Source organism: Planococcus faecalis, from assembly GCF_002009235.1.
Taxonomy (GTDB): Bacteria; Bacillota; Bacilli; order Bacillales_A; family Planococcaceae; genus Planococcus; species Planococcus kocurii.
In genome coordinates, this window is sequence record NZ_CP019401.1 from 2,375,509 (window position 1) to 2,394,086 (window position 18,578).

The 18,578-nt window shown below is 40.8% G+C and carries 17 protein-coding genes; 1 reads left to right on the plus strand and 16 read right to left on the minus strand.

Annotation, left to right across the window (positions count from 1 at the left end; all coding sequences use genetic code 11):
• Window positions 1–8: 8 nt before the first annotated feature.
• The 12 genes from AJGP001_RS12025 to fadH all read right to left on the minus strand — a co-directional run bounded on the left by AJGP001_RS12025 (window position 9) and on the right by fadH (window position 13,467).
• Window positions 9–869, minus strand: a complete 861-nt coding sequence (locus AJGP001_RS12025; RefSeq protein WP_071153577.1) for a DUF58 domain-containing protein — start codon at window positions 867–869, stop codon at window positions 9–11.
• Window positions 866–1,858, minus strand: a complete 993-nt coding sequence (locus AJGP001_RS12030; protein ID WP_058384802.1) for an AAA family ATPase — start codon at window positions 1,856–1,858, stop codon at window positions 866–868. The genes AJGP001_RS12025 and AJGP001_RS12030 overlap by 4 nt, the downstream gene beginning before the upstream one ends.
• A gap of 15 nt (window positions 1,859–1,873) precedes the next feature.
• A complete protein-coding gene (locus tag AJGP001_RS12035) occupies window positions 1,874–3,220 on the minus strand; it encodes a hypothetical protein (protein ID WP_071153576.1) in 1,347 nt (448 codons plus the stop codon).
• Between the two features lie 12 nt (window positions 3,221–3,232).
• Window positions 3,233–4,075 carry an ABC transporter permease gene (locus tag AJGP001_RS12040; protein WP_058384800.1) on the minus strand — a complete coding sequence of 281 codons (843 nt, stop codon included), beginning with the start codon at window positions 4,073–4,075 and terminating at the stop codon, window positions 3,233–3,235.
• The gene (locus AJGP001_RS12045) at window positions 4,072–5,007 is read right to left on the minus strand and encodes an ABC transporter ATP-binding protein (protein ID WP_071153575.1); all 936 of its coding nucleotides are present in this window, start codon (window positions 5,005–5,007) and stop codon (window positions 4,072–4,074) included. Before AJGP001_RS12045 ends, AJGP001_RS12040 begins: the two co-directional genes overlap by 4 nt.
• Window positions 5,004–7,361, minus strand: coding sequence for a hypothetical protein (locus AJGP001_RS12050; RefSeq protein ID WP_071153574.1), 2,358 nt, complete (start codon window positions 7,359–7,361; stop codon window positions 5,004–5,006). The genes AJGP001_RS12045 and AJGP001_RS12050 overlap by 4 nt, the downstream gene beginning before the upstream one ends.
• A 385-nt stretch (window positions 7,362–7,746) precedes the next feature.
• Window positions 7,747–8,862: an N-acetyldiaminopimelate deacetylase gene (locus AJGP001_RS12055; RefSeq protein ID WP_078080584.1), complete on the minus strand. Its 1,116-nt coding sequence runs from the start codon at window positions 8,860–8,862 to the stop codon at window positions 7,747–7,749.
• A gap of 12 nt (window positions 8,863–8,874) precedes the next feature.
• A complete protein-coding gene (gene dapD / locus AJGP001_RS12060) occupies window positions 8,875–9,588 on the minus strand; it encodes a 2,3,4,5-tetrahydropyridine-2,6-dicarboxylate N-acetyltransferase (RefSeq protein WP_071153573.1) in 714 nt (237 codons plus the stop codon).
• A gap of 67 nt (window positions 9,589–9,655) precedes the next feature.
• Window positions 9,656–10,531 (minus strand): transcriptional regulator CcpC, encoded by an 876-nt coding sequence (locus tag AJGP001_RS12065; protein WP_058384795.1) that lies wholly within the window; start codon window positions 10,529–10,531, stop codon window positions 9,656–9,658.
• On the minus strand, window positions 10,521–11,999 hold the full coding sequence (locus AJGP001_RS12070) for an MFS transporter (RefSeq protein WP_071153572.1): 1,479 nt from the start codon (window positions 11,997–11,999) through the stop codon (window positions 10,521–10,523). The genes AJGP001_RS12065 and AJGP001_RS12070 overlap by 11 nt, the downstream gene beginning before the upstream one ends.
• A 154-nt stretch (window positions 12,000–12,153) precedes the next feature.
• Window positions 12,154–12,597: a cyclic-di-AMP-binding protein CbpB gene (gene cbpB, locus AJGP001_RS12075; RefSeq protein ID WP_071153571.1), complete on the minus strand. Its 444-nt coding sequence runs from the start codon at window positions 12,595–12,597 to the stop codon at window positions 12,154–12,156.
• Between the two features lie 102 nt (window positions 12,598–12,699).
• A complete protein-coding gene (gene fadH / locus AJGP001_RS12080; RefSeq protein ID WP_058384792.1) occupies window positions 12,700–13,467 on the minus strand; it encodes a 2,4-dienoyl-CoA reductase in 768 nt (255 codons plus the stop codon).
• A 225-nt stretch (window positions 13,468–13,692) separates the two neighbouring features.
• Here fadH and AJGP001_RS12085 point away from each other — a divergent pair, with 225 nt between their 5' ends.
• Window positions 13,693–14,154, plus strand: coding sequence for a YkyB family protein (locus AJGP001_RS12085; protein WP_071153570.1), 462 nt, complete (start codon window positions 13,693–13,695; stop codon window positions 14,152–14,154).
• Between the two features lie 39 nt (window positions 14,155–14,193).
• Here AJGP001_RS12085 and AJGP001_RS12090 read toward each other — a convergent pair whose 3' ends face one another.
• From AJGP001_RS12090 to AJGP001_RS12105, 4 genes are all read right to left on the minus strand, one after another.
• The gene (locus AJGP001_RS12090) at window positions 14,194–15,054 is read right to left on the minus strand and encodes an NAD(P)-dependent oxidoreductase (protein WP_071153569.1); all 861 of its coding nucleotides are present in this window, start codon (window positions 15,052–15,054) and stop codon (window positions 14,194–14,196) included.
• A gap of 193 nt (window positions 15,055–15,247) precedes the next feature.
• Entirely contained in the window at window positions 15,248–16,468 is a 1,221-nt protein-coding gene (locus tag AJGP001_RS12095) for a hypothetical protein (protein ID WP_071153568.1), read from the minus strand.
• Window positions 16,465–17,619 carry a DUF58 domain-containing protein gene (locus AJGP001_RS12100; RefSeq protein WP_071153567.1) on the minus strand — a complete coding sequence of 385 codons (1,155 nt, stop codon included), beginning with the start codon at window positions 17,617–17,619 and terminating at the stop codon, window positions 16,465–16,467. Before AJGP001_RS12100 ends, AJGP001_RS12095 begins: the two co-directional genes overlap by 4 nt.
• Window positions 17,620–18,555, minus strand: coding sequence for an AAA family ATPase (locus tag AJGP001_RS12105; protein ID WP_071153566.1), 936 nt, complete (start codon window positions 18,553–18,555; stop codon window positions 17,620–17,622).
• Window positions 18,556–18,578 lie beyond the last annotated feature (23 nt).

An 18,578-nucleotide genomic window follows, 5' to 3' on the forward strand; every position in this document is an offset into this window, starting at 1 on the left:
GCTTCACCTCACCTAATCCAATTTTTTCGTATCATTTGATGAAATAACACTTGCTCGATTCCGTCTTCTACGTGTACCGGCAAATAAGCAATACCATATGTGCGACAAAGAGATTCCAAACCTTGACTGTGCAAGTCACTTTGCTTTTGGTAGGCACGAAGTGCTTCTTCTGTCACCGTCACACTCGTTACTTGCTGCGTCTCATCGTCGATAAAACGCAAATCACCTTTGTAAGACGGCAGCCGTTCATCTTGTGTAGTCAAATGAATAAATCGAATATCGTGCGCAAAAGTCGGAGCCTGTCTGAAAAACACCTGCCAATCTGCAAGTGGTTCTAGTCCATCGGATACAATGAATAATACCGTAGAATCTTTAGCAGCGTGAAAACTTGCCTGACTCGCAAATGACACGTTTTCAGGGTTGGGCATAACAGATACGAAATGTTCAAACAGCTTTTTTGCCGATTTCCCTTTTTTACGAAAAGGAATCAGTTGTTTTTGTCCAGCAGACACCGTCAAGCGGTCATCTCTTCCTAACACCATTAAACCGAGTGAAAACGCTAATTGCTTCGCAAACAGCCATTTATTGTCCATTGATTTTGAACTATCAAGTAAGATATGGATACGCATTTCTTGTTCATCTAGAAAACGTTTAATATAGATACGTTCAGTTCTTGCATAAACGTTCCAGTCAATATGGCGTACATCATCTCCTGGATGGTATTCGCGAAAATCGGAAAAATCCAATGAACTACCAAAACGCATTGACCGGTGAGAACCTTTATGGTGTCCCTTGATTTTTGCTTTTGTTCCAATTGCATAGCGACTAAGACGTGAGCCCCAATCAGCTGGTAAATTTAATAACGTCATTTCAATACGCCTTTTCCTGCTGTACTTAGCACACTATCAATCAGTTCATCTACATTTTTACCCATTGCTTCTGCTTCATAATTTAATAACAAGCGGTGCCTCAGTACTGGTTTTGCCACATGTTTTAAATCGCCAATTGATACATGATACCGTCCTTCCATTAAAGCACGTGCTTTTGCTAAACGGATCAAACTTTGCAGACCACGAGGACCGCTACCGTATTGAACAAATTGCTGGATTTCTTGATGTTCTGAATGCTCTGGATGCGTATTTTGAATGATATCGACAGCGACCATTAAAATGTCTTCTGCTATCAACACTTCTTTCACCATATCTTGTGCATCAATTAAGCTGGCTGTATTCATTTTTTTACTAAGAAGAATTAGTTGAGATCCCGTTGTTCTGCGGCTAATTTCCGCAAGCTCCTCGCGACTTGGGTAAGCAACTAGGATTTTACAAAGAAAACGGTCCATTTGTGCTTCAGGTAACGGATACGTCCCTTCCATTTCAATAGGGTTTTGTGTTGCCAAAACGAAAAACGGTCGCGCCATTTTTTTCGTATCACCAAGTATGGTCACTGTCTTTTCACCCATTGCCTCTAGCAGCGCACTTTGTGTTTTCGGTGTAGCACGGTTAATTTCATCTGCAAGTACCATTTGGTGAAAAATCGGACCTTCTCGAAAAGTAAATTGTTGGCGTCCTTCTGCATCTCGTTCAATAAGACTCGTCCCAGTAATATCCGAAGGCATTAAATCGGGTGTAAACTGAATTCTGGAAAACGACAAATCGAGCACATCTGAAATGGTCCGAATCAACATTGTTTTACCAAGACCGGGCAAGCCTTCTAGCAAGGCATGACCATCCGCTAGAATAGCGTACAAAGAAAACTCAACCGCGCTTTCTTGTCCGACGATAAACCGTCCAATTTCGGATTTGACTTGTTGAAGCAATTGGCTCATTTCTGTAAATTGATCGGTCGTGTATGTCATAAAAAGCCCTCTTTTCTATTTGTCGGATTCAATATCTGTAAAGTATTGTTCTACAATGGTTTGTAAATCAGCAGGCAGTTGGAGACGATCTGCACTTGAGAAATATGAAGTTGAATAATCTCCCACTACGTCCGCATAAGGCTGGACCGTTCCTTTAGTTGCAGGAACAGCACCATATTGTTCGCCGGCCGCTTGTCCTTCTCCCACTTTTCCGCTATCGACTGATATGTCACTTCGACCTCCAATTCGAGAAGGTACAGTTAACAAATCTCGGCTTCCTTGACCTTTACCAGCTCCGCTGCCTTGTCCTTGTCCTTGTGCTTGCCCTTGTCCTTGTCCTTGTCCTTGCCCTTGCCCTTGGTTTTGTGATTGGCTACTTTCTGACTCTCCAGCTGTTTCAGTAGTTTCACTTTCTCCGTTTTCTGATGCTTGCCCACTAGAATTAGATTCACTAGATTTCCCTTCTGCGTCAGAAGATTTGCCTTCAGAAGAATCATTGTCTTTGCTACTAGTTGATTGTTCTCGCTTGGCTATAGTTTGTTGTAATGGAAATGCTACAGGTTTTCCCATATTACTCAAAGCTGTTTGTGTGTTTCCGGCCTTCTCAGCTAATTGCCCAGCAGCTTTTTCAATATCTTCGCTAATTTCTTTAGCATCCGGGTTTTTTCCTTTTGCCAGCTGGCGTTTTTTCAAATCTAATTCTTTTTGTTTTTTGACGATTTCTTTTAATATAGCTTCTGGATTTTCTTTATCTTTGATTGTTGCTTGTAGTGCATCCAATTCTTTTTTAACTACTTTTGTTTCTGCTTGTTTTTTTATCTCATTAATTTCTTTCTTAATATCTTCTACCAATTCAAGTTCTTTTTCCACATCATTTGCTTGATTTTGCAAATTACTAGGAAACACTAAAAGCAAGACCATACACGTCGCACTAACGACCGCTCCGATTAACCACTTAGGACGTAGCCATACTTTGCGTTCTTTGCGGAATAGTCGGTAGCTATACGGAATGATTTTGGCTGTTTCACGAGATAATTCTTTAGTTAATGTGTTTTGTTCTGTTAGCTTCCACACGGTTAGCAACTGATTATGAGGTGTAAAACGGTCCAATTCTTGCACAGCTTGTTGCACGTTAGGTAAGCCTTTACTAGACAACACAATCAAACTTATCACGATAGCAACTCCTGCTACATATGCATAAAATTCATAATAAGGAAGCACGAACAACCGTGATATTAACAGCAATACTGTAGCTAAAGTCAGACCTACAAATAATGCAAACTGAAAAACACGGCTGATATGAAGCATTTTTAACAGCCGCTCAACTTTTTTAACATAGCTGCGTATATCACGATTGTTCATGAAAGTCCCTCCTTATTTGTATTTATTCATATTGACGCGCAGCTTTTTGACAGCCAATAAAAGACAGCCGGCTGATACCAAAACATAGAAAATGGCATAACCAATCCACAGAGGAATGGGGACCATCGTTAAGCTTTGCAATTGCTCTTCCATTGAGGGCTGCAGCAAAGTTAGCAACACTGCCGGCGGGTTAATGGTAGCCCAAAAATGAGCCATTGGTGAGATTGAAGACACCGCCGAACCCATTTGAGAAACTTGAACCGAAATCAGTAAGAAAAAGGCGGTAACACCAGCGATGAAAATCATGGCTCCGTATGTTGCGATAATGGCAACAATGGTTTTTCGAATCAAGGTCGATAGCATGACACCTATACTAGCAATTGCCAGTAAGGTCAGCATATAAAACAAGAAAATATAAAATAACTGACTGGGCGAAACGCCCCCGTATAAAAACACTAAACTGTATATTGGTAACCCCGACACAATCATCAACAACAAAAAGGCGATGGATGATGTCATTTTCCCAAAAATAATTTGGAAAGAAGTTTGCGAAGTTGTCAGTAAAATATTCAAGGTCTGTTTTTCACGTTCTGTACTAATGGTCCCAGCTGTTAATGCTGGCGTAATGAATAAAATCAATCCTAATTGAATATACGTCATGATGCTAAATAACATAAAACTTTCATCCGGACGAAAAAAACCATTACCTGTTAAGGATGTAGCTAGAAAAATGAAACCGAAAACAAAGACGCTCATCGCAATTAAATAAAACAAAATCCCGGTAAAGCTTTTTAAGTTACGAAAGCGCAATTTAAGTTCTTTCACTAGTACGGGATTGCCAAAAAGGGTTTTCATCCGATTTCCACTCCTTTTGTAATCGCCATAAAGACATCTTCCAAATCCGTCTCTTCTTCTGAGAACGATAAAATCGGCAGTTTTTGGTGGATAGCTCGTTGCAACAACTGCAGTTGATCTTCATCTGTTCCTCTGTAGAAAAATTGAATGCTATTTTTGTCTTGTTGTACTTCTATTTGAGAAACAAACGGATCCATTTCAAAAAATGCAATGACGGATTGCATATCGCCCACTAGTTTGACACGGAGTACTTTTTCACTTTGAAGTTGCGCTTGAATGTCAGCTACAGAACCCTGTGCAATCAATTTTCCGTTATCAATGACGCCAATGCTATCGCACATTTCAGCAAGTTCTGGAAGAATATGAGAAGAAATTAAGATCGTTTTGCCCATAGCTTTTAACTCTCGTAAGATATCTCTCATTTCTACACGTGCACGTGGATCTAGTCCTGAAGCAGGTTCGTCTAATATTAAGATGTTCGGATCATGAATCAGCGCCCGCGCTAAACAAAGCCGCTGTTTCATGCCGCGAGACAATAAGTCGACGTAGTCATAACGCTTATGTTCTAAATTAACCAGTTCCAAAAGCTTCGGGATTAATACAGCGCGTTCTTTTGGCTTGATCCCATAACTAGCACCGTAAAAATCTAAATATTCATCTGTTTTTAGTTGGTCATAAACACCAAAGAAATCGGGCATATAACCAATTTGCTTGCGCACTTCTTGAGGGTTTTTCGTCACACTTATTCCATTAATAAAGGCATCACCAGCTGTTGGTTGAAGAAGCGTAGCCAAAATTGAAAAGGTGGTTGATTTGCCTGCCCCGTTTGCACCTACAAAGCCGAAAACTGTACTGTCTTCAACTACTAAATTTAAATCTTGTAAGGCATAAAAAGACCCATATTTTTTTGTTAATCCAATTGTTTCAATCACGGAGCAATCACTCCTTTCAATTTGACTTTCGGCACAACCACTTCAGGGTTGCTCGAACTTTCGGTAACTTTCAACTTTAGTTTGATGGCGCCTTCTGGACCGATATATTGTTTTGCATTTTCAGCAAACTTTGGGTTAGCCTCTGTAATTTCTTCGTAACTTCCGCTGTCCACATTGAATAGGCTGACAGTGACGTTTTGTCCTGTTTTAGTAAGTGCTAATTCAGTCCATGTTGATTTTTTCAACTCAATTTCTTCTGGCAAAGTATAGGTCAGGTCAAATTCACCAGGTTCAAAATAATAGAGATACGGATCATTTGAGACATTTTCAAAAAACCCTGTATTATTGGCTGCCACAAGATCTAACGTCAAGGCATCTACATTTAATGTGATATCACCTTCCAATGTTAATTGCGGTTTAAAACTTTGTGCAATCAGGTGGACAGATTCTACAGATGCTCGTTGATTTTCAAGTGTGATTGGCACAATTGCATCTTTCGTATAAGCGATTACGTAAGGCGATTTACCGTTTTCAGATAATTGTTCGAAAGATGTGGATAGTAAAGTTTGACGACGCGCTTTTTCCAACTCTTTTACATTTGCTACTGGCTGATAGGCATAGGATTGACCGACAGGCGCAGCCGGTGACAAGATCGCTGATTGAACGGGTTCATTAACTTTCAAGGTTTCACCAGGATTGAGCTTACCGACATCCATAAGACGTGTACCTGTCCAAATTGAAATCTCTTCAACCGCAAACGGAAAGTTATTCTGAATAGTTCCCGTAATTTTTTCGTCAGCTACAGTTAAATCGATAGCGAAGTCACCACTATCTTCTATATAGGATTGTCCCATAATCGATTGTACAGACCAGTAACGCATATCTCGCAAAGTCATTTGACTATTGGTTGCACCTCTTTCCAACATTGCCGAAAGATAAGGCTCTGTTGAAGAAAATTCATTAGCTATGCGACTAGTCATTGTAGTAGAAGCAGGCGCTGTAAACTGGTAGTTGCCACCGCGGTTTGACAATAATGAATTAACGTAATAACCTTTTAATCCACTATCCGCGTCTACTTCAAAAAAGCCAGTTTGTTGAATTTGTGGATTACCAATTCGGTCTTTTGCACCAAAAGCGAATAATCCAATAGAAGTTAATACAGCAACTGCTGGAATGATAACCCAGGCATATTCTCGCTTGTCTTTTTTCTTCAGTACGATATAGAGTACTGGGACAATCAATAAAATATAGAATAATACAATCGCCAATATAAATGGTTTTGACACTTCAAAGCTTTCAAACAACTCGTTAACACTTCCTACTTCATAGGTCATATAATCGAGTATGGATTGTCCACCCATTGAGTTAGAGTTTGTAGCAACTGCTGGAAAAAAACTCGACATCATTTGGCTGTAGCCTTTTTGTGTGGAAACCGTTTCGTCTCCAAGCGAAAAACTCATTTGTGTCAAACTACCCGAGCCAACTGATTGTGTGGCAGCAAAAACTTGACCGTCTTTTTGCAGCTTAGCTGTCGCCCCTTCTTTGACTGTTGCTTGAAAAACAGGAACTGCTGTTTCTAATCCTGGAACTTTCACATCGGTCACATCGGCTAATTCCAAAGGCAGGTATTCGCTCAAATTGCCAAGTTCTGCTTGTAGGTTAGTTGTGGATCCTGTAACAACGTGTCCACCTTGTTGAATCCATTGTAAAACTGCTTTTTGGGTAGATGCCGGTAAATCACTATAAGCAAACTCATCAATGACCAAATAATCGATCATGTCCCATGCCTGCACTTCAGTCGGTAATGTAAATTCTTTTAGTTGATTGAGGTGAAACACTTCGATTCCTTCACTTGTTGGAACGTTCAATTGCTTTAAAGGGGATAAACGATCTGGATTATCTGTTAACGTCGCTACAAATAATGACATTGGTGTATAGTAAGATGGCTGTATCGTTTTCTTGCCTTTAAACTTAATGGACTTTCCTTTTTCCCAACCACCTTCAAACAAGAAGATACTTTGGTCGCTCGGTGCCCCGGAGTAATACATATCAGATAATCCGGATGAAGCGATTTGCAGCGTTTTGCTTTCGCCTTCTGCAAGATCTATTGGCAAGGCCATACCAGCTCCGAGGTTATACGTCTCTGAAAAACTGAGTACCAAATCTCCAGAAAATGCTGATCCTTCATTGGTTACTGTGAACTGAAGAGGCAACCCTTTTTCATACTTTACTTTATTTTGAAAACCAGCACTCGAATCAATAGTGATTTGTGGCGCTGCTAAAGAAGGTTGTGGCATAGTAAACAAAGTCATGAATAATGCGAAAACAAAAAATGCCAGCAAGCGTTTATGCATGATAATCCCCCTTTTACTCGTCTCCTTATTAGTACGCTAGTAAATTAAATTAGTTCCATCTTCTCACAATTAATTCTAAATAATTTGAATCAAAAATTCTTGCTGATGATATCCTAGTAAACAAGCTTCTCGTTGAATAAGAAAGTGTTATCTATATTTCCATTGTTAACTAGAAGATATTGAGCAAAGCAATGGAGGCTCCTGCGAGCTCTTTTCAACTGGTGCGAAGTCCTGTAGCGCCAGTTGTATGACTCACACCCTATGAACCCAAAAGCACAGCTGTTTTGCGGAATATCGACAAGTGGCAATCATTAGTTCAATCTGTATCGTTCTATTTATTTAATTTTCCTTATACAAAAAAGCAGACAGCCTGAGCTGTCTGCTTTTAACTTTTTAAAAAGAAGCCATGTAGAAAATCTGGCATCAACTCAAGAACTTGTTCATCAGGATTCAATTTTGAATGATGCAGTCCATACGCTGACGAAACACCTGCCCAAAACATAACCCCTGGAATTTGTTCGGTAAAGTAACCAAAATCTTCACCAGTCATCGCGGCATCGCTTTGTATTGCTTGGATGCCTTTAACCTGGCTGGCGTAGCGCAAGAAATTTTCTGCTAAAGTCTCATCATTTTTAACTTCAAGGTAACTCGAACCGTAATCAATGTGGACTTGGCAATTATTTGCTTGTTCAACCGCTCGGCAAATTGCTTCAATACGCTGTTTAACTTGGCTCATCGATTCACTAGTAAGTGTGCGAATTGTACCTTCTAGCCGTGCATGTTCCGCAATAATGTTCTGTACCGTTCCAGCGCTTAACTTGCCAATGGTGAGCACGGCCGAATCCATCGGGTTCACATTGCGACTGACCACGGTTTGGAGCTGCATCAGCATAGAAGCGGCTGCAATCGCCATGTCTTCTGTCAAATGAGGAAAAGCCGCATGTCCGCCTTTACCATGAAGATCGATAAACAGTTCTGATGTATTGGCAAACAATAATCCAGATCGTGTACCCACAGTACCAACCGGCAGCTCTGGTGCAATGTGCAAAGCATAAATACAATCAGGTAGAAAATCCGGCTTGTCGGTTTTCAGCCATTCCCGAAAAGGCAAGGCGCCTCCAGGTCCTTCTTCAGCTGGTTGAAACAAAATGACAACATCGTCTTGAATGGGTTCATCAATTAGCTTGTGCAACAACCCGATTGCAATGGTCATATGAATATCATGACCACATGCATGCATAAATCCTGGATGCTGGGATTGGAATTCCAATTCGGTTTCTTCCATAATCGCCAAAGCATCCATGTCTGTTCGCCAACCAATCATTTTTGTCGGGTTATCACCACGTACTTTAACTGCAAGACCTGTCCGCCATTTTACAAGTTCAATACGTTCTTGAGGAAACTGAGAAATGATGTCCATTAAATAAGCTTGTGTTTTTACTTCTTGAAAACCAATTTCCGGAATCTGATGCAACGCTCTTCTAATTCTCACTAATTCCATTGGGTTCACCGATTATAGCTGTCTTAGTTCGTGTTTGATTTCTGTTTTTGAACGAGTCTTTTCGTCCATTAATTTCAATACGCGCGCTGGTGTGCCGCCCACTACGGAGTTTTCAGGCACATCTTCGATGACGATTGCGCCCGCTGCGACAACTGCACCTTTACCAATACGAACGCCTTCGAGAACTACTGCGTTGGCGCCGATCATAACATCGTCTTCGACAATAACAGGAGTTGCTGATGCCGGTTCGATAACGCCGGCTAGTACTGCTCCAGCACCGATGTGGCAGTTTTTCCCAACTGTCGCCCGACCGCCCATAATTACGCCCATATCGATCATTGTACCATCGCCAATAACAGCACCGATATTAATTACAGCACCCATCATAATGATACAATTGTTTCCGATTTCTACATTTTCACGGATAAATGCACCGGGTTCAATGCGGCTATTGATGTTTTTCATATCTAGTAGTGGTATCGCTGAATTTCTACGATCGTTTTCCACTACAGAATCTTCGATAAGCGCAGCATTTTCTTCTAGTGCCGTTTGAATATCTGCCCATTCGCCGAATACAGTTACTGAATTGCCTTGTCCGAAAACTTTGGACTCTGTGCCATAATCCAAATCAGCAACGCCTTGACCTTTTATGTACGCTTTTACGGGTGTCGCTTTTTTTGCATTTTGTATGTACGAGATTATTTCAGTTGCATCCATCTGTTTCATCAATAAAACCTCTTTCTATTAAGTGATGTTGTTATTATATCTGATTTAGCATAAAAATTCATCCACTTCATCTTAATAAAGCGGCATGTTTTTCAACGATATCAACAAATGCTTCTACTTGGCGCAACTGAAAAGCAGATTCGTATCCAATAAGCCATGTATCTCGTGTTAACTCTAACTCTTCTTCATTATTAGTCAATGGCATCATATGAACTTCCTCAGTTCCTGTCAGCGTAATTGATGGCAAGATTGCATAGCCAATTCCGTTAACGGCCATTTGCTTACATGTTTCAATCTGATCAACCGTAATTTGTCGTTTCGGATTTGAAGCAAAATGTTTTTGCCACCATTGTTGAATTTCTTCATAGTAAGTAGAATCACTTTTAAACTGGATAAACGGCCGATCGGTTTGAAGAAGTTCCTCAAGTGAGCGAATTTCTTTGTCTACCAGATACAAAGTATCTTTGAACAAATGCAACTTCGGTCCTTTCCAATCTGTATGGCCACGAACAATCCCAATATGAGCTTCGCCGTCGTATAACGCACGAACTATTTCTGAACTCCATCCTGTAATCAACTGAATTTTCGCTTCTGGATAAAGTGTCACAAAGTCCTTTAATACTTTTGGCAACCAATTTTGTCCAATAATCGTAGCACAGGCAATTTTTAACGTGCCGTGCACTTTGGAAGTTAACGTATGCAGGACTTCGAATACTTCTTCTTTTCGCTGTATGGTTTCATTGGCATATTGAATGACCAGTTCTCCGGCAGGTGTAGGCGATAATCCTTTTTGCGAACGAATAAATAATTGTTGGCCCCAGTCTTTTTCAATAGACTGCAACCGCTGCGATAAGGCTGGCTGTGATAAAAACAGACGCTCTGCAGCTTTTCTCATATTTCCTTCTTCTGCCAATATCTTAATAATTAACTCTTCATTTGACACGACTTTTCACTCCTTTTTTCCCACGAAGCCCAAAAATCAAAATAAAACTAAGCAATGCGAAAAATGCAGTGACTAAATAAACATGTTGAAGCGATTCAGCTAATGCTTGTTGTAAAAACCTCAATGACTCTACTTGAATTCCTGCGCGAGCATCTGCACTAAGCAAATCATTGATAGCGCTTAAAGAATAGTTTTGACCACTGTCAGCGAAATAACGCAGTAATGAACTGTTGAGAATACTACCTAGCAATGCAACACCAATTGTACTACCTAAGTTCCGCATGAACATGTTTGAAGCAGTGGCAGAACCACGCTGTTCATAAGATACGGCAGCCTGAATTGCAACGATAAACACGGTACTAGTTAAGCCCATGCCAAGACCAATGGAAAAACTCGACATAGCCGCCCATAAAGGACCGAATCCGGGTTGCATCAAAACAAACAACAAAGATCCTATTAGTAAAAAAGCACCACCAGCGATAGATGTTTTAAAATACCCGATTTTCAGCAAGAGTCTTCCCGAGAAAAAAGCAGCTAATGGCCATCCGACTGACATAGCTGTTAACGTGAAGCCTGCAATCGCGGCAGGTTGTTCCATGACACCCGTTACATATGTTGGCAAGTAACTAGAAATTGCTATTAAAATAACACCATTTGTCAAAGAAACCAGGTTGGCATAAAAAATAGTTTTATTGCGCCAAATCTCAAAAGGCATCATCGGATCGACGGCTTTTCGCTCTGCCCATATGAATAGCACAAAAAACAAGATACTGGCAGTTAGTAAAATCAGTGATTTCGTAGAAAACCAATCAAATGATACGCCGCCTTCAACTAACAGATACAACATAGTCGATAAAGCAGCTGTCAATAAAGCAGCCCCTTTATAGTCAATTACCGGTTTCTTCGTATTGACTGGCTCTTTTAAAAACAACAGAACACCGAGCAGCGAAATAATCCCAAGAGGCAAATTGATCCAGAAGACGTATTCCCAACCAATCGTGACGACGAGAATCCCTCCAATTGCAGGACCCGTAACTGCCGAAATTCCCCAGACACTTGATAGGTAACCTTGGATTTTAGCCCGTTCTTCTCTAGAGTAGATGTCTCCGACAATCGTCGTGGCGATTGGCATGACGGCACCTGCACCCATTCCTTGGATAAATCGGTAAAAAATAAGTTCATCTATTGAATTGGCCAATCCACATAATAAAGAACCGAGTAAAAACAAAAGCATACCGACAGCAAATATACGTTTACGTCCGAATATGTCAGATAGTTTACCGTAGAGTAACACGGTTACAGTACTCATCAACAAATAGGCTGAGAACACCCAACTATATTTTGAAAACCCACCTAGTTCAGCTGCGATGCTTGGCATGGCTGTTGAGACGATTGTCGCTTCGACAGCACTGACGAACATGGCGAGCATGACAGACGCTAAAACGAGTGGTTTTTTTGTTCCTTCCATTCAACAAACCTCTTTTCGATTAGCTATTAAAAAAAGCGAAAGCGCCCGTTACGTCTACACGGGCGCTAAAGTTTTCCAGCTAATATGAAACGCTAAAATTTAACTTCCATCGTAAAAAAGGCCTCTATGACGAGACCTTTTCCAGTTACTGTGCTCATCTTTTCAATTGATAAATTTGTTTTTTTAGCTGCTTTAGTACAACACGCCGCGTCAAAATCCCCATAAACATTTCTTCGTCGTCTACTACACATAGAAAGTTCTGGTTAATGACCATATCAAGCGCTTTTTGAAAACGTTCATTGACGTGGATCAAAGGCAAATCTTTTTCCATGATATCTTCCACGCGGATATCAGAAAGCCGCTCGTATTCTATATGATCCATTCCAAGAATCGCGTCAGTTATCCGTTGTGCATTGATTAAACCGCAAAAGCGGTATTTCGAATCCAATACCGGAATGGCTGAATAGCCTGTCTTCGTTAAGACGAGCAGTGCATGTTCGGCACTGTTCCCCATTTGAACATGCGCTACTTTCTCGGAAGAGATGATATAGTTTTCGATTGGTGTATCAAGAAAATCTTTGCTTGGCAATGAAATCATGTACTCTACTCCTTTTAAATCTCCTGTATTAGACGCTGTCTAGTTAGACTCATCATAACACATCAAGATTTCGGAAACTAATTAATTGTTGCATGAACTTACTTAAAAAGGAAACTTATTCAGCCACTGCCCACCATCTAAGGTGACGATTTCCCCATTCATATAAGAAGCCTTATCTGACATGATAAAGGCGGCCAGTTCAGCCACTTCCTCGGGTTTTCCAAGTCTGCCAAGAGGAATTGACTCTAATGTCCGTTTAGCGGCTTTCTCAGATTCCCAGAGCTTGTCAGCTCCACCCGTTCGTTCAATCGGTCCAGGCGCAATACCGTTCACGCGAATACCGAACTGTGTACCCCATTCAACAGCAAGCGTCCGTGTCAACGACATCACGCCTGCTTTAGCTGCAGCTGAATGGGCAACTCCTGCTCCAGCATTCCAAGCATACGTTGCCAGCATATTTACAATATTGCCTTTTGTACCGTTCTCAATCCAATAGTTTCCGACTGCATGCGAACAGAAAAAAGTTCCATTCAAGACAATATCAATTACTGATTTCCAGCCATTTGGCGATAACTTTTCTGCATGAACAATAAAGTTTCCAGCAGCATTATTCACCAATCCGTCCACTCTGCCAAATTTTTCATGAGCGAATTTTACCATTGCTTTAGCATGTTCAGGTTCCCGTACATCCATTTGAAAAACTTCGACAGAACCGCGGTCTCCTGCAATCGCTTTCACAGCCTCGTTGAGTTTTTCCATATCGCGTCCTGTGATGACGACATTAGCTCCTTCTGAGGCAAATTTCTTAGCCATGTGCAGTCCCATACCACTTGAGCCACCTGTAACAATAATCGTTTGATCCGTAAACATGTAAACATCCCCTTTTGATTAAATTACAACACATAAATCAGTGCTCTTTGTTTGCCCACATTTCGTTAGCTAAACTGCAGACAGTTTCGATCACCTTAACTAAAGCATTCTACAAAGTCATTGATTTCCCCTTTTATTGCACATGGAGCTTTTGTATACAGTGCTTAATAATTTTGATATGATAAAGCTGAACTACTCACTATTTTGTAAGAAAGGAATGAGTTCATGCCAGTTACTAAATCAGATTCAGATATCGCGCAAGCCATTTTCACTGTTAACCGCCATGCAAAAACTGCTCCTGATAATCATTATTTGTATGCACTGAAGAAAGAAGCGTTAAATTTAATGATTATACAACAACGTGCATTAAAAATTGGTTTACACTTCAGTAAAAACCCTCAGAAAAGTCAACAGCAATCTTCAGTCCTCGTAAAATGCGGCAATTATTATTTTCACATGCTTCCGAAAAAAGAAGACTTCTCGTCGCTCGAACATTTAGGCCACTTGGACGATACGTACCGCAATCCTCCTAGCCGAATGAACTTGAAAGTAGCGAAAGAAATTTTACGGATGCTGACTGGATTAGAACCGCAAAAAAAAGAAGTGGTACGTTCTAACTTCACTAAATCCTATCAGCCAAGACAAGTTGACCGATTTTATTCACCTAAAAAATCCTATTTTGATTGATTTTTAAAAACTGGAAACCTGTAGAGGTTTCCAGTTTTTTTATGATCGATAATATTCTACTAAAGCTTGCGTACCTTGTTCTTCGTGACCTTGTGCTGCTACTTTTTCATACATGCTTAGAGATAAGCGAAGACCCGGTAAATCCAATCCCCAGTTTTCTGCTTCTTCTGCCGCAATTTTCATATCTTTTATAAAATGCTTGATGTAAAAACCGGGGCGGAAATCTTCATTAATCATTTTAGGTGCTAAGTTTGACAGTGACCAGGAACCGGCTGCGCCTGAAGAAATAGAACGCAGTACACGTTCAGGATCTAATCCCGCCTTCTCTGCATAAATAAGCGATTCACACACCCCAATCATTGTGCTGGCAATGTTAATTTGGTTGCACATTTTGGTATGTTGCCCTGAACCAGCAGGACCTTGAAATACGATATTTTCACCGAATAAGTTGAAAACTGGAGAAATCTGCTTGAAAATTTCTTTTTCTCCACCTACCATAATCGATAATACGCCATTTTTAGCACCGATATCGCCACCAGAAACGGGTGCATCCAGCGCATGGAGACCTTCCAGTGTAGCTGCTTCAAAAATTCTTTGGGCCAACTGTGGCTGAGAAGTGGTTAGGTCCACAAGTATCGTTCCTTTTTTAGCATTCCCCAATAGGCCTCGCTCACCAAAATAAACTTCTTCAACATCAGCTGGATAGCCCACCATAGTGAAAATGAGTTCACAGTTATTCGCTACTTGCTGAGGTGAATCAACAAGGAATGCACCGGCTTTTACTAAGCTTTCCGCTTTTTTAGCAGTTCGTGTAAAGATTGAAACCTCGTGCTCATGGTCGAGCAAATGCTTAACCAAACTACTGCCCATCACGCCAGTTCCGATAAATCCAATCTTCATATGTAGTTCCTCCTTTTGTATATAGCTTCAGTTTAGCAAACATCTTTAGGATATTCACTTATGTAGATACAAGAACTACTCTCTCGCTTATTAAGCGCAAAAAAGAAGCCGATCCGTAAACGGACCGACCACAAAAGGGGGAAATGAGAATGTTGCTGTTGTTCAAGTATACTATGCCCGACTTGAAAACAAATTAAACATTTTTATTCAAATAGTGATTTTTTATTTTTTCAATTTCAGCGATAAAGTTTGAAGCTTGTGATTCCGGCAACTGTTTATCGCCATATCGGACACGGTCGTAGGTTTTGTAAAAAGAAGCTGATACGTCCCAATCCATTCGTGCTATCCACTCTCGGACTGTCTCGTGACTTTGCCGTTCTAGTTTTCGCTCTTTGGCCATTAGTTCAAGACTGCGAAAAACTTCTCTAATTTGATGCAAGTCCCTGCTAGCTGGAGATTCCTTAGCAGTCGATACGAACAGTTCTGTAGATAAATGATTATGCCTTTTCATACGGATTGTGCTTTTGGGTACAGGCGTTTCTGAATCCGGCTTGATTTTTTTCAGCCATATTATCAGTACTACTGCACTTATGACCATCACGATTCCTAAAAGAATTTCAATTGGAAAATCTGACGGCATTGTTTCGCTTACCAAAGTTTCACGTTGCGCTATTTCCTCATCGGGACCAAGTACCTCTAAGGTTTCTTGCATTTCTTCTTCTGTTGATAAGCCTGCTAAAAATTCATTTACCTGCTCAAGCAATAACGCAAGTGGCCAAAATACAACCCGTATCATTCCTCCCACTGCCCATCCGGCTAATCTCCGAACATCATCAGCTATATAAAAGATGCTGATTGCTACCACGGAAGGAATGCTGACGAGAAGTCCAAACACACTCGCTACTTGGCTAAATTTTGCACCGGCTTGTCTCGTATGAAGATAGCTATAGAGCAATTGCGCACCTACATAAAATAAGATGGCAACAGGCACGATGGAAAACAGGAGGCGACTTGTTTGCTGGTTTGGATTTAGCAGTACCAATATCCAGCAGATGCTAAAAACTACGGTGAATTTCATTAAAAAATAGTGACCGTAATTGAATTCTTTGTAACGTACTGAATACCGTGCATGAAGCAAGTAAACAGACAGCATCCCTAAAATAGTCGTCAACCATAACGGCATACCCATTGCCCACATACTTACTGTCGCAACAGTGGAAAGACCGATCCCTCCTACTAATTGATACGAATACCTTGAAAAAAGGAGGTACGAACTAACGGAGACTAGCCATGCGAGCAACAACCAAATCCAAGCTACAGACAAGGCTCCTTGTGTATCAGCAAAAACCAGGACCAACGCAATGATAAAAGCATCTAGCATAAAGTGAATGGCAGATGGTAAGCGTGATGTCATGCCAAATCACGTTCCTTTCTGCTTGGCAGTACGGTCAATTCTGTTTGACCACTCCATTTCGTAATAAAGCGTAAAGCGTCACTTGGTGTATCAGTTAATAGATAAGTTGTATAAGGCAGTTCTATATGCATATCCAAATGTCCCAGCATTGTGCGGTAAGGCAGTGTAGCATTATTTTTGGAAATAATCGATAGCAGTTCTAACGCCTGATGTCGTTGCTTTTGTCCGAGTCCTGTAGACAAATATAAATAAGGCATTTTACCGGCTGAACGAATATTAACTGCTACTGCATAAGGCACACCGGCGCTAAAGCAATTCTCAATATAACTAGCCAATTCTTCAATTCTATCTTCTAAATCATGAATAGTGCCATAAAAGGCTGACACGTTAAGCGCAAAGAGCATTGATTCATTAGCTACTGTCGAAAAAATTTTTGTCTGGTATTGCTGCATTCTAACACTGGCTTTCCAATGGATTTGATTGAATTGGTCTGTTGACACGTAATCCCTCGTACCAATTGGCTGAAAGGCATCATCAAACAAAGTATGTTGCAAATTGAATTGACCCGGTTTTTGACGGGATGGCGTATACCGAAAAGGGTATTTTTGAAGTTTTGGAAAGACCAGCTGCTCATGTAAAATCGCCGGCTGATACTCCAGAGTTATGCTGCCTTCTCCAAAAGGATGAGCAATGAGTAGCTCCATTTTCTGAATACGCGACAGTCCTCTTCTTTTACCTGTAATTGGCACATCAATTTCAATTGTCTGCTTACTGCCAATGGTAAAAGGAAGATCAACTTCTACTAAATCTCCATAGCTCACTGCACTGTCACCTTTCGGCTCTACTGCATCATGAAACCAAATTTTCAATTGACCGTTCCAAATGGGCAAGCCTTCATTTTTAAAAACAAGTTCCCAAGAAGAATCTCCTCCATAAAGAAGACGCTTACGTATGCGGTTGTTTTGAAAAACCAATTTCTTGCCGGCTCGGTCTAAATAGAGAATTTGCAACCCCACTACTGTTGCTGCAAAACAGATGACAGCTGCAGCTAAAAACTGTAAAAATATCATTGCCATAAAGAATAAGGCAATTAATAAGCCCAATACCCATTTCATATTTTTCGTATCGTCAGCATGGCGCATCCACACCATCTAAAACGCCTCTACCGGTGAAGCAACAGAAGTGGCAATTTCACGTAAAATAGCTGTGGGCTCCTGAATGAGCATACCTTCAGCTGTCAGCATTAACCGATGGACCGCGACGGGTTCGAGTATATACTTTACATCATCTGGCGTTACGAAATTTCGACCTTCGATAAATGCTCTTCCTTGAGCTGCATGAACAAGTGCCAGAGCCGCCCTAGAACTCAAGCCAAGTTCAATTGATGGATGTTCACGTGTTGCGCGGACAAGTGAAACAATATACATTTCAATGTCTTCGTGAACTGCTACTTTACTCGCTTCAATGCGCCATTTCCGAACATCTTCAACTGATGCCACTGGTAGAATTTCTTTTTTATGGGAAACGTTATCTCGAAAATTCCGAATGATAGACAACTCTTCTTGTTGATTTGGATACCCAATTTCTAGGCGAAACAAAAAGCGATCCAGTTGTGCCGCAGGAAGTGGAAATGTTCCTTGTTGCGATTCCACGGGATTTTGTGTAGCAATGACGATAAACGGATCTGGCAATTGTATAGTTTCTCCATCAATGGTCGCCTGTTTTTCTTCCATCGATTCCAACAGGCTTGACTGCGTTCTAGGTGTCGCTCGGTTAATTTCATCCGCTAGTAGTAAATTAGTTTGAACTGGGCCAGCCCGTAATTCAAATTCCTGCGTCTTCGGATTGAAAAAACGAATGCCTGTAACGTCTGACGGCAAAACGTCTGGTGTAAATTGAATTCGCTGAAATTGACCAGCAAATGACCCCGCAAATGCTTTAGCCATCCACGTCTTACCTGAACCCGGTACACTTTCAAGCAGTACATGTCCCCCTTGAATCAACGCAATTAACATAAAATCAATCTCTTTTTCTCTACCTACTACTAATTGATTTAATTGTGTTCTAGCCTGTGTTAATTTCTCCACATTGTCCCCTCCGCTTCTAATTA

Excerpts from the sequence above, each read along its gene's own strand:
- AJGP001_RS12025 (WP_071153577.1), bottom strand. The coding sequence starts at position 869 with ATGACGTTATTAAATTTACCAGCTGATTGGGGCTCACGTCTTAGTCGC.
- AJGP001_RS12030 (WP_058384802.1), bottom strand. The coding sequence starts at position 1,858 with ATGACATACACGACCGATCAATTTACAGAAATGAGCCAATTGCTTCAA.
- AJGP001_RS12035 (WP_071153576.1), bottom strand. The coding sequence starts at position 3,220 with ATGAACAATCGTGATATACGCAGCTATGTTAAAAAAGTTGAGCGGCTG.
- AJGP001_RS12040 (WP_058384800.1), bottom strand. The coding sequence starts at position 4,075 with ATGAAAACCCTTTTTGGCAATCCCGTACTAGTGAAAGAACTTAAATTG.
- AJGP001_RS12050 (WP_071153574.1), bottom strand. The coding sequence starts at position 7,361 with ATGCATAAACGCTTGCTGGCATTTTTTGTTTTCGCATTATTCATGACT.
- AJGP001_RS12055 (WP_078080584.1), bottom strand. The coding sequence starts at position 8,862 with ATGGAATTAGTGAGAATTAGAAGAGCGTTGCATCAGATTCCGGAAATT.
- dapD (WP_071153573.1), bottom strand. The coding sequence starts at position 9,588 with ATGAAACAGATGGATGCAACTGAAATAATCTCGTACATACAAAATGCA.
- AJGP001_RS12070 (WP_071153572.1), bottom strand. The coding sequence starts at position 11,999 with ATGGAAGGAACAAAAAAACCACTCGTTTTAGCGTCTGTCATGCTCGCC.
- cbpB (WP_071153571.1), bottom strand. The coding sequence starts at position 12,597 with ATGATTTCATTGCCAAGCAAAGATTTTCTTGATACACCAATCGAAAAC.
- fadH (WP_058384792.1), bottom strand. The coding sequence starts at position 13,467 with ATGTTTACGGATCAAACGATTATTGTTACAGGTGGCTCAAGTGGTATG.
- AJGP001_RS12085 (WP_071153570.1), top strand. The coding sequence starts at position 13,693 with ATGCCAGTTACTAAATCAGATTCAGATATCGCGCAAGCCATTTTCACT.
- AJGP001_RS12090 (WP_071153569.1), bottom strand. The coding sequence starts at position 15,054 with ATGAAGATTGGATTTATCGGAACTGGCGTGATGGGCAGTAGTTTGGTT.
- AJGP001_RS12095 (WP_071153568.1), bottom strand. The coding sequence starts at position 16,468 with ATGACATCACGCTTACCATCTGCCATTCACTTTATGCTAGATGCTTTT.
- AJGP001_RS12100 (WP_071153567.1), bottom strand. The coding sequence starts at position 17,619 with ATGGTGTGGATGCGCCATGCTGACGATACGAAAAATATGAAATGGGTA.